The organism is Bacteroidota bacterium (assembly GCA_017303905.1).
In the GTDB taxonomy this organism is placed as follows: Bacteria; Bacteroidota; Bacteroidia; order B-17B0; family Aurantibacillaceae; genus JAHEYG01.
Genome location: JAFLBH010000003.1, coordinates 316,100 through 329,985 on the forward strand (window position 1 = coordinate 316,100; position 13,886 = coordinate 329,985).

A 13,886-nucleotide genomic window follows, 5' to 3' on the forward strand; every position below is an offset into this window, starting at 1 on the left:
ATGCTCCTCAGTTCGATAGTTGCTACAGGCTTAAATAACGAAATTGGCAAAGACAATAAACTGCTTTGGCACTTACCGGCAGATTTAAAGTTTTTCAAATCCACAACCATGGGTAGTCCGATTATTATGGGTCGTAAAACGTTTGAATCTATTGGCCGTGTTTTACCCGGACGAAAAAACATTATCATTTCGCGTAATACGGAATTAAAAATTGAAGGAGCTGAAGTGTATGCCTCCTTTGAAGAAATGATAAAAAACTGCGATGTTGAAAAAGCTTTTATCATTGGCGGTGCCGAAATTTACAAACTCAGTATGCCCTTCGTAAACGAAATTTACCGCACCCTGGTAAAATCAAACTTCGAAGCAGATACTTTTTTTCCGGAGATAAAATCGAATGAATTTGAATTGGTATGGGAAGAAGAACATTTCAAAGATGAGAAAAACAATTTCGATTACACCTACCAGAAATTTGTAAGACGGTAATTATCCTTTAAAAAACAAAGACAACTGAAATAAAATCTGCGCATTCTTCGGGACAAAAATAAGCCACTAATTTCACGAATGAACACAAATATTTTTTTCAGCACTCAAGTTTCAGAATAAACATATGCTCTGCGTCTTTGCGCCTCTGCGTGAAACAAAATTCAGCACGGAGAAACGCTCAGAGAAAAATAAGCCACCAAAACACAAAAGCACAAAACTGCACGGAAAACCTGGTGCACTTTGGTCATTTGGAGATTTAGTCGCGAATAAACTATGGAGAGAGTATTTCATTATGAAGCAACAGAAAACTTAAAGAAAAAAATCTGCGCCTATCCGCGGAATCTTCGGGACAAAAATAAGCCACTAATTTCACGAAAGAACACAAATATTTTTTTTTAACACTTAAGTTTCAGAATAAACATATGCTCTGCGTCTTTGCGCCTCTGCGTGAAACAAAATTCAGCACGGAGAAACGCTCAGAGAAAAATAAGCCACCAAAACACAAAAGCACAAAACTGCACAGAAAATCTGGTGCACTTTGGTCATTTGGAGATTTAGTCGCGAATAAACTATGGAGAGAGTATTTCATTATGAAGCAACAGAAAACTTAAAGAAAAAAATCTGCGCCTATCCGCGGAATCTGCGGGAAATAATCAGAACTCGAATTTGTAGCCGATCCCCTTCACGGTTTTAATGTATTCTTCGCCCAGCTTCTCACGTAACTTACGAATATGAACATCGATGGTTCTGTCGCCTACCACAACATCATCACCCCAAACTGTATCTAATATAACTTCGCGTTTAAATACTTTTCCCGGCTTGCTGCTTAATAGTAACAACAGCGCAAATTCTTTACGGGGTAAATCAATCACATCACCATTCTTATAAACTCGGTGCTGCTCTGTATCTATTTTAATGGCGCCCAAATCAACTACAGTTGCAACAACCGGTGTGTCGTTTTTATAACGTCTTAACAACGCTTTCACTCTGCTAATAAAAACACGCGGCTTTATTGGCTTCGTAATGAAATCATCAGCGCCCACTTCAAATCCTGTGATTTGTGTATACTCTTCGTTGCGTGCGGTTAAAAATGTAATGATGGTATTTTTTAAGTCCGGAATCTCCTTTAATTGTCGGCATGTTTCAACACCATCCATTTCCGGCATCATAATATCCAATACAATTAGATGCGGCTTTTTCTCTTTGGCTATTGCCAATCCTTCTGCTCCATTGTTAGCAGTATAAACCGTGTAGCCTTCTTTTTTTAAATTATAGGAGAGGAAATCAAGAATATCCGGCTCATCATCTACTAATAAAATGGTATGATTAACCGAATCACTCATATTAAATTAAATCAAATAATGATTCTACACCCGGGTATCTATTTACCGTAAATCCTTCTGCATAACGTGCGCCAATGGCTCTGCCCCAAATTACATTCTTGGATTTAATTGCCTCCAAAAATTCGGGACCGGAAATTGGCGTAACCGGTTCTTTGGATTTTGGATTATAAAACTGTGAAGAGAAAGCCATGATAGCTTCCATTTTCTTATCCATAAAATCGGTAATATCAATAACGAAATCAGGGTGAATGAAATTATCCTGAATGTAATGATAAAGAGCTTTTGGTCGCCAGCAATCCTGCTTCTTTCCTTTGTAAGTGGTAGATACTTTTATTAGACCACTATAAAAACATGCATCCGCTACTAATTTGGCGGCACGTCCATGATCAGGATGACGGTCGCTGATTGCATTGCATAAAACGATTTCAGGTTTATAGAGACGGATTTTTTCGATTATCTTCTTCTGAGTTTTTTCATCATTGGCAAAAAAACCATCCGACAAATTCATTTGATCGCGAAAAGAAACACCCATGAGTTTAGCCGCTTTCATAGCTTCCTTGGTTCGGATTTGTGCGTTACCACGTGTACCCAATTCGCCGCGTGTAAGATCAAGGATTCCTACCTTCTTTCCCTCGGCAATGTGCTTTAAAACGGTTCCGCTGCACGACAATTCAACATCATCAGGATGCACACCTATAGCTAAAATGTCGATTTTCATAGAAAAAATGAATTCGTACGAATATACGAATTTAACAAAAACAAAAATGCCCGATTTAGATAAACCGGGCATTAGAATAGTCTAATAAAGTGAGCGATTACTTCTTATCTTCTATCCAGTTAACGATTTTATTACAATCCGGTTTTCTTGCCGGCGATACACTGTCGATTAAGTGTCCTTCTTCATCAATCATGTATTTCTGAAAATTCCATTTCACCGAACTGTTCATCACCCCATTTTTCTCCTTTTGTGTTAACCATTTATACAGCTCGCACATATCATCGCCTTTTACTGAAACTTTTTCCATCATAGGGAAAGTTACCCCATAGTTTTTAGTACAAAAAGATTTAATCTCAGAATTTGAACCCGGTTCCTGACTTCCAAAATTATTGGCAGGAAAACCGATGATGGTGAAATTTTTATTCTTGTACTTTTCATAAACCTCCTGCAATTGTTTGTATTGAGGCGTTAAACCACATTCGCTGGCCGTATTCACAATAAGGATTTTCTTTCCCTTTAAAGAAGCAAAATCCAATTCGGCTCCATCAATGGTTTTAACTTTAAAACCATAAATAGTTGGCTTAGGGCCGTTATCCTTTTTAAATTTAAATGCAAAACCAAACAGCATAAGCGTGGCAATTAAGAGTATATTTTTTGTTTTCATGGTAGTATAACAATTCAAATATCATTATGTTTACACAAAGTTAAAATATATTATGAGCATTTGGCATAACACTCCCACTTTAACTGAAATTAACGCCCTAAACGAAGGCACCTTGGGCGAACACATGAGTATTACTTTTACTGAAATTGGCGATGATTTCATCAAAGCTTCGATGCCGGTTGACAATCGCACCAAGCAACCTTTTGGCTTATTGCATGGAGGTGCCTCCGTGGCTTTAGCTGAAACCATTGGTAGTGTTGCCAGTTGGTGCGCCGTTAATCGCGACTTATTTATTGGTGTTGGAATTGAAATTAATGCCAATCATGTAAAAGCGGTTACGAGCGGAATGGTAACAGGCATTTGTAAACCTATTCATGTAAGCGGAAAAAATCACGTTTGGGATATACGCATTTACAACGAACAAAATGAATTATGTTGTGTGAGCCGTTTTACCTGTACGGTCGTTGCAAAAAACAGATTTAACTAGCGAGGAAATCTTCTATTGCAGAATAAATCTCCTTTAATTCATCATCCGTAACACAATAAGGCGGTATCAAATAAAACACATTACCGAGCGGGCGCAGCAAAATACCTCTACTCAGAAAGTAAGTGGTGATTTTTTCAGAAACGTTGTTCAAATAATGCGTGTGTTCTTCAGTATTCAATTCAAAGGCCAGTATAGTTCCGCATTGCCTTACATCTTTGAGCTTATCATTCGATTTAATCTTTGATAAGAAACCGGCATGTAATTGTGCTATACGCTTTATACTATCAAATGTCTCCTCCTTCTCCATTAAGTCTAAGCTCGCTAAGGCAGCCGAACAAGCAGTTGGATTAGCCGTGTAACTATGTCCGTGAAAAAACGTTTTTGTTTTATCCTCGGAAATAAATCCTTTATAAATAAACTCCGCGCATGAAGTAACACCTAAAGGCATGTAACCTCCGGTTAATCCTTTTGATAAACAAATAATGTCGGGTTTGTTTTGTAAATAATCACTCGCAAAAAACTTTCCTGTTCTTCCAAAGCCAGTCATTACTTCATCTGCAATGGTGATTACTTTATTTAATTTACATAAGGCTAAAAGACGATCGAGATATTGCGCTTCATACATAACCATTCCTGCAGCACCCTGAACCAATGGCTCAAATATAAACGCGGCTACAGAATGATTCTGAAAAAGTGTAGTGAGTTGTCGCTCAATGTTGATTATATTTCCTTCATTCGGAATTGGAACATGCACCACATCAAATAACAATTTCTCGAAGGCATTATTAAACACATTTCTTTCTCCTACACTCATACCTCCAAATGTATCGCCATGATAAGCGTTTTCGAAAGCGATAAACAAAGGCTTTTCTTCACCTTGATTATTCCAAAACTGAAGTGCCATTTTGAGCGCCACCTCAACAGCTGTTGAACCGTTATCGGAATAAAATATTTTATTTTGATTGGAAGGAAGTTGCTTTAATAAGCGTTCAGCCAAATCAACAGCCGGCTTATGCGTAAATCCACTGAACATCACATGCTCCATATGGTTTACTTGCTCTGCCACTTTTTGCGAAATGTATGGATGCGAATGACCATGTAAATTCACCCACCAACTGCTAATTGCGTCCATGTATTTATTACCATTCACATCGTAATAATACAATCCTTTTGCACGCTCAACAACAATGGGCTCATCAGCATTCTTTAAATGGGTAAAGGGATGCCAAACAAATGCTTTATCTTTTTCACTCAGGTTCATTAAAACAAATAGATATTTAATTTGGAAGCCTGTTCGCTTATGAATTCTTTATTTGCATTTTTCGAAAAGGGAATTTCAGCAAGAACAGGAATGTTTTTATAATTAATTATTGCAGACTTAACATCTTCCTGAAAATCTCCGTTTAAAATTAATCCATGTATTTTGTAATTATGATTCAGCAAATAATCAATTGACAATAACGAATGATTTATACAACCCAAATAAGAACTTACGACTAAAATGACCGAAGCGTTGAATTGCTGTGCCAGTTCAATCACATATTCCTTTTCATTGATAGGAACTAATAATCCACCCGCACCTTCAATTATCATTTTATTGGAGGTATATGGTAATTGGATATTTCTCTTCTCAATCTTTACATCTTCCAATTTGGCAGCCAAATGTGGTGAAGCAGGCTCTTTCAACAAATAAGCTTCAGGATGAAAAACAGAAATGGTATTAGACACCAATGACCGAACTGATTCTTTATCGGTACCTTCACTTGTTCCGCTCTGAATGGGCTTCCAGTAATCGGCTGACAAAGCTTCGGTTAAAATCGCCGAAACAATGGTTTTTCCAACATTAGTACCTATACCGCTTACAAAATAGTTTTTCATTATAATAAATCTATCAGTCTTTTAATCTCTTCTTTTGTATTAAATGCATGTAAGCAAATACGTATTCTCTCGCTTCCTGCTTTTACAGTCGGACTTTTAATTCCCTTAACAAATAAGCCCGCCGCTTCAAATTTATTCTCAATCTCATTCACTTTGTTATTATCACCATAAACCCTACAATGAATAGCGCTTTTACTTTCAATGAATCCATCTTTCTCTCTCGCCAAATCGTTAAACCACTCAATATTCTCTTTCAACTTCGAGATAGTATTGGTTGATACTAATAAATCGTAAGCCGCAGCAATGGTGGCTATACTGTGTGGAGGCAAAGCCGTAGTATAGATAAATGAGCGCGCATAATTAATTAAATAGTCCTTCAATAACTGACTACCAACAACAGCGGCACCATGACAGCCCATTGCTTTTCCAAATGTATATACGCGGGCAAAAACACTGCTTTCAATTCCTAATTCATTACACAAGCCTCTGCCATTCTTTCCAAATACACCAATGGCATGTGCTTCATCTACAATTAAAAATATCTTTTTGTTATCACATACTTTTGTTAATTCAAGCAAAGGAGCGCAATCGCCATCCATTGAATACACACTTTCCACAACAATATAAATGTTTCCGGCAACGTCTGTATTCCTCTCTAACATTCGTTTTAAATGCTCAATATCATTATGCTTGATTTTATATGACTTCGCTAAACTTAAACGAATACCATCGTGTATGGAGGCATGAATTAGTTCATCATACAAAACTAAATCGTGCTTAGAAGTTATTGAGGATAGCAAACCTAAATTAGCATCATAACCCGAATTAAACACAAGTGCCGCTTCTGCCGAATGAAACTCCGCTATTTTGTTTTCAAGGTCTTCAACAATAGCCGTATGTCCGGAAATTAATCGAGAACCTGTAGATCCACTTTGAAAACCTTTATTTGAGATTCCGGATTGAAGAAGTTCTTTTTTAGCAAATCCCAAATAATCGTTACTGCTAAAATCGATGAGATGTTGGTAGTTTTTTAGGGAACGAAAAAGCCCTTTGCGCTTACGTTCTTCAAGCATCTGAAGTAAATGCAAAGGGCCTTTCACCATTTTGAAATTTGTTATTCTAATTTAAGTAGCACTTCTTTTCCGCTCGCACGTGCGCGAACCAATCCGCTTTCTTCGAATTTCAAATGCTCGTACTTCGGCTCGATAATAATTTTACCGCTAAAATCAATCACACCTTTAAACGGACCTTTGCAAATAATAGCACGGCCATTTTTAAAACCACTGATGCGCTCGTAATTTGGTTCAACCAACAAAGTACCATCGGTTTTAATTAAACCTACCTTTCCTTTTTTACGTGCATATCCTATTCCATCCTTTCCAAATCCGGTTAAAGATTCCCACTCAGGCTTGATGGTTTCCTTTCCTAAGGAATCTATTAATCCTTTTTTACCCGCTACTTCAACAATGGCATAACCATTATAGAATTTTCCGATACGATCGTATTTCGCGGATACTTCAGTCTGAGCGCTTAACTGAAACGCAACAAACAAACTCAATACAAAAAATAATTTTTTCATGATTTCGATTTTAAACTAAGGCTTCTTTTTCTTTATCTGCGAAGGCCTTTTTCGGACTCAAACCTAATATTTTAAACATTTCCATGTCCTGATTATAATCAGGATTCGGTGTCGTTAACAATTTTTCACCCGCGAAAATAGAATTAGCACCGGCTAAAAAACAAAGTGCCTGACCTTCCATACTCATTCCCTGACGACCGGCAGATAAACGTACCGCGGTATTTGGTAAAATAATTCGTGTTGTAGCAATCATGCGCACCATATCCCAAATTGGAACAGGAGGCTGATCTTCTAACGGTGTACCTTCCACGGCAACTAAAGCATTGATAGGAACTGATTCCGGTTGAGGACGTAATAGACTTAAAGTATACAACATCCCTACTCTATCCTCAATACTTTCTCCCATACCAATAATTCCACCCGAACAAACAGTTAATCCGGCCTTACGCACATTTTTAATTGTGTTTAAGCGATCGTCGTAGTTACGAGTTGAAATAATGTTGTTATAGTTTTCTTCCGACGTATCTAAATTATGATTGTAAGCATAAAGTCCGGCATCCGCTAATTTCTTAGCTTGGTCTTCTGTTACCATCCCTAAAGTAGCACAAACTTCCAAACCCTTACTATTGATGGTTTTCACCATATCTAACACTTTATCAAAGTCGCGGTTATCGCGCACTTCTCTCCATGCCGCACCTAAGCACATACGGCTGGCTCCACCTGCTTTTGCATTATCTGCCGCTTCGGTTACTTCAGCAACATCCATTAGTTTATGAACTTTTACCTCGGTATGATAACGCGCAGCTTGCGGACAATAGGCGCAATCTTCCGGACATCCGCCGGTTTTGATAGATAGCAAAGAGCTTACTTGCACTTCTCCAACCTTATGGTGTTGCTTATGCACTTCAGCTGCTTTATAAATCAACTCCATCAAAGGAGTATTATACACTTCTAAAATCTCTTCTTTAGTCCAGTTTTTAGTCATAAAAAACGCTTTAAACAAAGATAGTTATATCCCTTAAAACAGGCAATTTTATGCTTAAATAACGCTGAATGGTTAAAAACTAATCAGAACCAGGCTGTTAATTAGGCGGCTAAGTTCCGTTATTTGCAATATGCGTTGGATAATTATCACACTTTTAACAATTTTTACTTACAGTTTATTGCCGGCTCAAAACGACGCCATGATGCAAGGAAAGCGCAAACAAAAGAGGGTTTGGAGGCGCTGGAGGCCGGGTGAACGTAAAAACAAAACTGCCTATAATCCCTATTTGAAAAAGAAAAAAGGCGATCGCGTGAGTGATGACATTAACAAGGGAAATAAAAAAGAGATTCGCCGTCAGAGGAAAGTATACAAAAAACAATTAAAACAAGGCAAAAAGAAAACGCAGGATTAATGCTTAACCGAACGCTTTCTTTATACAAAACTTCATTTACGGGATTATCACCGCAAACCTGGACTTTATCACTTATTTTATTAGTTAACCGAAGTGGCACTATGGTGGTTCCGTTTCTAACCTTATACTTAACCACAAAGGAAATGGGCTGTACGCTAAGTCAGGCCGGAACGGTAATGGGACTTTTTGGTTTAGGATCGATAGTTGGTGCTTTTATTGGAGGAAAATTAAGTGACCGGATTGGCTTTCATAAAGTACAATTATTAAGCTTACTTCTCGGTGGTGTAATGTTTATTACACTCGGACAAGTAAAAGCTTACGAACTAATTTGCGTTACCACATTTTTCTTAAGTATGGTTAATGAAGCTTTCAGGCCCGCCAACTCTAGTGCCATTGCTTATTATAGCACAGCTGAAAACAGAACACGCTCCTACTCTTTAAATCGTTTGGCTATAAATTTAGGATGGGCAGTTGGTGCTTCGTTAGGCGGAATTATTGCATCCTATAATTACGAACTTCTTTTTTGGGTAGACGGAATGACTAATATTGCCGCGGCTACTTTATTGTTTTATACATTTAAATCACCGCGCTTAAAAAATAACGAAACGAAAGAAGAAGTTGAAGTGCCCACGGAAGAGTCGGCTTACAAAGACAAAACCTACTTGTGGTATATTATTTTGGTGATGCTTTTTGGTTTATGCTTTTTTCAATTGTTCACTACAGTTCCGAAATATTTCCGCGATGGATTATTCTTAAGTGAAAAATACATAGGTTTTTTGATGGCTGTAAATGGATTGTTGATTGTGATTTTAGAAATGGTTTTAATCTATCTGTTAGAAGGAAAACGCAACATTTCATTTTACATGGCAATCGGCACTTTAATTTGCGCCTTATCGTTTCTATGTTTATTAATTCCGGGTCCCGCAGCTATGATTAGCTTATTAATGATTTTAGTAATTACGATTGGTGAAATAATTGCCATGCCTTTTATGAATACATACTGGACAAAAAGAAGTAAACCACACAACAGAGGACAATATGCTGCCTTATTTACAATGGCCTGGGGTGTCGCTCAAACATTTGGCCCATACTTAGTAGCTTTAGTCATAGATCATAAAGGATATAATATTGCGTTTGTACTAGTATCAATGGTGTTTTGTATTTGCTCTCTTGGATTTACCAAACTCAAATAAGCCTTCACTTAATATTGAATTATCTATTCATTTGTGAAAATTAGTTAAGCGATACTATTTTTGATTCACATCAAAAAATTTCATTTTATTCCCCTCTACTTTTGAATCATAATTAAAAAACAAATTATGACTCAAAAACCCTCAAATGCCTTTATTGGCGCTTCATGGTTAGCGCTATTAACCGGCGGCATTTCTTATATCGTTGGATTATGGAATGCTAATATGTATTTGAATGAAAAAGGTTATTATTTTACTGTGCTAATGTTCGGTCTCTTTTCTGTTATTTCATTGCAAAAAGCGGTGCGTGATGATTTGGAAGGTATACCGGTTACATCCATTTACTATGGGATTAGTTGGTTTTGTACAGTACTGTCGATACTATTATTAGTGGTTGGATTATGGAACGCAGAGCTGGACAAAAGTGAAAAAGGTTTTTACGGCATGTCGTTTACATTGGCTTTGTTTGCCGCTGTTGCCGTTCAGAAAAACATTCGCGATAGTGTATCGGTAAAAAAAAGTAAACCAAAAGAAGAAGAACAAACTTCGAATTATTATGTTAACACGGGCGAATTAGAAAAGTAGATTAAGTTTCCACCAAAGCATTTCAAGTAATTATAAAATACCTGTAGGAACTGCTTTTCTACTCGAGGCTTTCAATTGCTTTTTAATTCCTGCTTCCGCATCAGGATTCCAATCTAATGTGGTATGCCAGGAATTTTCCGGCTTTAATTCTACTTCAATTTCCTGTAACACTTTATTTGCCACTTTAACAGATGGAATGATTGCAAAACATTCCGTATTAAGATTGGCACTGCGCGGATCAAGATTAAAAGTTCCGATTACCGTAATAGAATCATCAATAACCATCGACTTTGCATGCAAGCCAAACACGGGCGTATAATTTACTTTCTTTTGAAGTGCGCCTGTCATGATATCAAATCTGCACTTTGCGTCAGGTCTGAATTCATAAATCTCCACACCTGCTTCTAATAAATCTTTGCGGCAACGTTGGTATCCACTGAATGCTTCCAAATTATCGGTGGAGGCTAAGCTATTGGTTTGTATTCGCACCTTCACGCCTCTTTTTACAGCTGCCGCAAATAAATCTTGTCCAAGTTTTGTAGTAATTAAATAAGGAGATTGAATTGTAACCAAATGTTTAGCCTTATTAATGAGGTTCATTAATGCAGAGGTAGTAACACCTCCGCTCAAGCCGTCTGCTTTTTCAGATTTTCCGGGGATATCGGATACAAAATGAACTTCGTTGAGCCATACCAGTTCGCCTGATTCGCGAATGTGTTTAAATACCATTGGAAGTGATTGAATTTTTTCACGAACCTGTGGCCAAAAATTTTCAGGATTACAAGCGTATTGATGCAAACGCTCAAACCTGTTCTTTGAATCAAATTTTTCCTCCGGTTCGCTTACCAATTTTGCGGCAGGTACACTTAATGAATGATTCCAAAATTCTTCAAAAGACGTATGCATTTGACCGGTGACTTTCCCCAGCATTAAGACATCTCTGTCTCTGAAATTATATTCATGATCATAATCAAAATATTCATCCGCAATATTTCTTCCGCCCGTAATTGCTACTTTATCATCTACAATAAATGTTTTATTGTGCATTCGTTGATTTGCTTTCACAAAATCGAAAGCAAATTTTCCAAGTTTCTGAACTAAATTTTTACCAAGATTAACGCCGGGATTGTAGACTTTAATCTCAATGTTCTCATGCGAATCCATGGTGAGGATTTCGTGAATACCGGCTTCCACCATAATATCATCCACCAATATTCTCACCTTTACACCACGATCGGCTGCTCTTACCAAATAATCACAGGCTATTAACCCAACATTATCTACTGAAAAAATAAAATACTGAATATCGATAGTTTTCTCGGCGTGCTCGGCCAACCAAGCACGGGTTACCATGGCGCCATCACCATCTTCCAACACATAAATACCCGTTTTAGTTCGCATCGAATCCGCTAAGGGCTCCAGCTCCTTGCTTAAGGTAGCAGAATCCACGCTATGAATTTGCGAACAGAAATCAGCTTTTTGCTCAGGTACTTGATCCGGTTTTGAATCGGCACAAGAGAAAAAAACAAAAAGAAAAACTAATTTAAAAAGAGATAATTTAACAGGCGCTGTTTTCATTCAGAAATTACTTTCCAACCACTTTAAATTCGGTACGACGGTTTTTGGCTTTATTCTCAGGCGTATCGTTAGGTACTTTAGGGCGAGTTTCGGCATACCCTTTATAACTTAAACGTGCCGCGGCAATCTTACCGTTAGTAATTAAATAATCATATACTGATTTAGCACGATTTGTACTTAAAGTTTTATTCCAATCCTTTTTACCACTGTTATCGGTATGTCCGCCCAACTCAATTTTTACATTTGGGTTTTTAGTGAGGAATAAAACCAATTTATCGAGCTCGGCTTTACTTTCAGGTTTTAATTCCCATTTATCCACATCAAAAAACACATTCTTTAACTCAACTGTACTACCTGTATCAATTGGTTGTAAAGGAATATCCAATAGAAATGGTTTGTCAAAATCTGCCACTTTCCCTTTTAACGAAAAGTTATCGGAGTAAAACAAAAAGCCATCGCGATTCACATTCACAATGTAATTTTTGTTGGCAGTAAGTGTAACAAGGAATTGTCCCGCTTTATCGGAATAAGACTCTGTTACATTTTGCTGTGTTTCTAAATCGAACAATTCGAATTTTGCTTCGAGCGGTTCTTTGGTTTTAGCATTATACACTTTCCCTTTTACGTAAGTGAGTTTTTCCGGACGAACATCTTCCGGTAATTCAAACCAATAAATATCTAAATTACCGAAGCCTCCTTCGCGATTACTGGCGAAATAGGCAATTTTACCACTCGGATCCACCAGCAAACTATTATCGTCTTTATATGAGTTAATAGGATAACCTAAATTAACCGCTTCTCCCCAACTTCCATCCGCTTGCTTTTTACTCATGAAAATATCTAATCCTCCTAATCCCGGATGTCCATCGCTGCTAAAATACAAAGTCTGATTGTCCGGATGAATAAACACAGATTCTTCCTGTCCTGTAGTATTAACCTTATCACTTAATTTAATTGGCGTTGTAAATCGTCCGTCTTCTCCTATGGTGCTTACATAAATATCTTGTTCTTTAATATCACCACGACTAATTAAACCACGAATGAAATACAACGTTTTTCCATCACTTGAAAAAGATGGTTGAGTTTCCCAATTCGCTGTATTAATTGGCGGACCAACATTCACGGGTTTTGTCCATTTACCATTTACTTTTTGCGAATAAAAAATATCACAACTTCCATAACCTTTTCTGTCCGGTGAGCCATAGTCGCCACTCATCTCCATACAAGACGCAAAGAACATGTAGTTTCTATCAGCAGAAATAGAAGGTGCTCCCTCATTTCCGGGTGTGTTTACACCGGTCATGGGAAAAGCTTTTTCCCAAGCACTAGATCCTTTATTACTCATGTAAAAATCTTCCTGATGAATTTGTTCGCCTTCACGAATTTCACGCGTAAATAAAAACTGCTTGCCGTCGGCCGTTATGCTTGGGAAATATTCATTGAAATTAGTATTAACCCCTGCACCCATATTAACAGGCTTAAACGGCTTTGGATTTTTTACGGCATTTGCTCCAAACTTTGCATTCTTGATTTCATTCGCAGCAGCTTCCTTCATTTGAGGATTCACGCGTTCGATTTTCAAAAAGTTCTCGTACGTTGTAACAGCTTTATCATATTTACCGGCCATCATATAAGCATTGGCCAAATAATATTGGTTTTGAGGAAAGAACTTTGGATTAATTGCAATTGCTTTTTCAAAATGAGGAATACCTTCTTCAGCGCGACCATGCTCCATGAAAAGAAAAGCCAAAGCCGAATGTGCTTCCACAAAGTTATCATCTTCCTTTAAGCACTTTAACAGAACCTCTTCAGCTTCTTTATCCTTTCTTACTTCATAAAACTTTTTCCCCTCTTCGTAATATTTGATGGCTTTTTTATTCGTGCTTGTATAGCTGCCCGGGGGTAGAGACTGAGCATTTATTCCATAGTAGGATAATAAACAAATTACTATTAGAATTATTTTTTTCATAGACAATCGCATTCG

Annotated in this window: 15 protein-coding genes; 5 read left to right on the top strand and 10 right to left on the bottom strand. The window is 37.4% G+C overall.

All coding sequences use genetic code 11. The annotated features are described in order from the left end of the window. A complete protein-coding gene (locus J0L69_12070; GenBank protein ID MBN8693923.1) occupies positions 1-483 on the top strand; it encodes a dihydrofolate reductase in 483 nt (160 codons plus the stop codon). Between the two features lie 653 nt (positions 484-1,136). Here the strand turns inward: J0L69_12070 and J0L69_12075 are convergent. The 3 genes from J0L69_12075 to J0L69_12085 form a co-directional block, all read right to left on the bottom strand. Next, complete coding sequence (locus J0L69_12075; GenBank protein ID MBN8693924.1) at positions 1,137-1,826, bottom strand: response regulator transcription factor; 690 nt, start codon at positions 1,824-1,826, stop codon at positions 1,137-1,139. A gap of 1 nt (position 1,827) precedes the next feature. Next, positions 1,828-2,544, bottom strand: coding sequence for a bacillithiol biosynthesis deacetylase BshB1 (gene bshB1, locus J0L69_12080; GenBank protein ID MBN8693925.1), 717 nt, complete (start codon positions 2,542-2,544; stop codon positions 1,828-1,830). Between the two features lie 97 nt (positions 2,545-2,641). Continuing rightward, positions 2,642-3,208 carry a glutathione peroxidase gene (locus J0L69_12085; GenBank protein MBN8693926.1) on the bottom strand — a complete coding sequence of 189 codons (567 nt, stop codon included), beginning with the start codon at positions 3,206-3,208 and terminating at the stop codon, positions 2,642-2,644. Positions 3,209-3,260: 52 nt separating this feature from the next. On the opposite strand from J0L69_12085, the gene J0L69_12090 reads away from it, so the two are divergent. Beyond that, on the top strand, positions 3,261-3,695 hold the full coding sequence (locus J0L69_12090) for a hotdog fold thioesterase (protein ID MBN8693927.1): 435 nt from the start codon (positions 3,261-3,263) through the stop codon (positions 3,693-3,695). On the opposite strand, the gene bioA is transcribed toward J0L69_12090, so the two are convergent. The 5 genes from bioA to bioB are packed head-to-tail and all read right to left on the bottom strand — an operon-like array spanning position 3,688 to position 8,137. After that, positions 3,688-4,956 carry an adenosylmethionine--8-amino-7-oxononanoate transaminase gene (gene bioA / locus J0L69_12095; GenBank protein MBN8693928.1) on the bottom strand — a complete coding sequence of 423 codons (1,269 nt, stop codon included), beginning with the start codon at positions 4,954-4,956 and terminating at the stop codon, positions 3,688-3,690. The genes J0L69_12090 and bioA overlap by 8 nt on opposite strands. Further along, positions 4,956-5,573: a dethiobiotin synthase gene (gene bioD / locus J0L69_12100; GenBank protein ID MBN8693929.1), complete on the bottom strand. Its 618-nt coding sequence runs from the start codon at positions 5,571-5,573 to the stop codon at positions 4,956-4,958. The genes bioA and bioD overlap by 1 nt, the downstream gene beginning before the upstream one ends. Next, entirely contained in the window at positions 5,573-6,676 is a 1,104-nt protein-coding gene (locus J0L69_12105; GenBank protein MBN8693930.1) for an 8-amino-7-oxononanoate synthase, read from the bottom strand. The genes bioD and J0L69_12105 overlap by 1 nt, the downstream gene beginning before the upstream one ends. An 11-nt stretch (positions 6,677-6,687) precedes the next feature. Beyond that, on the bottom strand, positions 6,688-7,152 hold the full coding sequence (locus J0L69_12110; GenBank protein MBN8693931.1) for a WG repeat-containing protein: 465 nt from the start codon (positions 7,150-7,152) through the stop codon (positions 6,688-6,690). Positions 7,153-7,162: 10 nt separating this feature from the next. Then, positions 7,163-8,137 carry a biotin synthase BioB gene (gene bioB / locus J0L69_12115; GenBank protein MBN8693932.1) on the bottom strand — a complete coding sequence of 325 codons (975 nt, stop codon included), beginning with the start codon at positions 8,135-8,137 and terminating at the stop codon, positions 7,163-7,165. Positions 8,138-8,267: 130 nt separating this feature from the next. Between bioB and J0L69_12120 the strand changes: the two genes are divergently transcribed. The 3 genes from J0L69_12120 (at position 8,268) to J0L69_12130 (ending at position 10,324) form a co-directional block, all read left to right on the top strand. Further along, positions 8,268-8,549, top strand: a complete 282-nt coding sequence (locus J0L69_12120; protein ID MBN8693933.1) for a hypothetical protein — start codon at positions 8,268-8,270, stop codon at positions 8,547-8,549. Further along, positions 8,549-9,742, top strand: coding sequence for an MFS transporter (locus tag J0L69_12125; GenBank protein ID MBN8693934.1), 1,194 nt, complete (start codon positions 8,549-8,551; stop codon positions 9,740-9,742). Before J0L69_12120 ends, J0L69_12125 begins: the two co-directional genes overlap by 1 nt. A gap of 126 nt (positions 9,743-9,868) precedes the next feature. Next, entirely contained in the window at positions 9,869-10,324 is a 456-nt protein-coding gene (locus J0L69_12130) for a YiaA/YiaB family protein (protein ID MBN8693935.1), read from the top strand. Between the two features lie 30 nt (positions 10,325-10,354). Here J0L69_12130 and J0L69_12135 read toward each other — a convergent pair whose 3' ends face one another. Continuing rightward, on the bottom strand, positions 10,355-11,902 hold the full coding sequence (locus J0L69_12135; protein ID MBN8693936.1) for a phospholipase D family protein: 1,548 nt from the start codon (positions 11,900-11,902) through the stop codon (positions 10,355-10,357). Between the two features lie 7 nt (positions 11,903-11,909). Continuing rightward, positions 11,910-13,871, bottom strand: a complete 1,962-nt coding sequence (locus J0L69_12140; GenBank protein ID MBN8693937.1) for a PD40 domain-containing protein — start codon at positions 13,869-13,871, stop codon at positions 11,910-11,912. Positions 13,872-13,886: the final 15 nt, after the last annotated feature.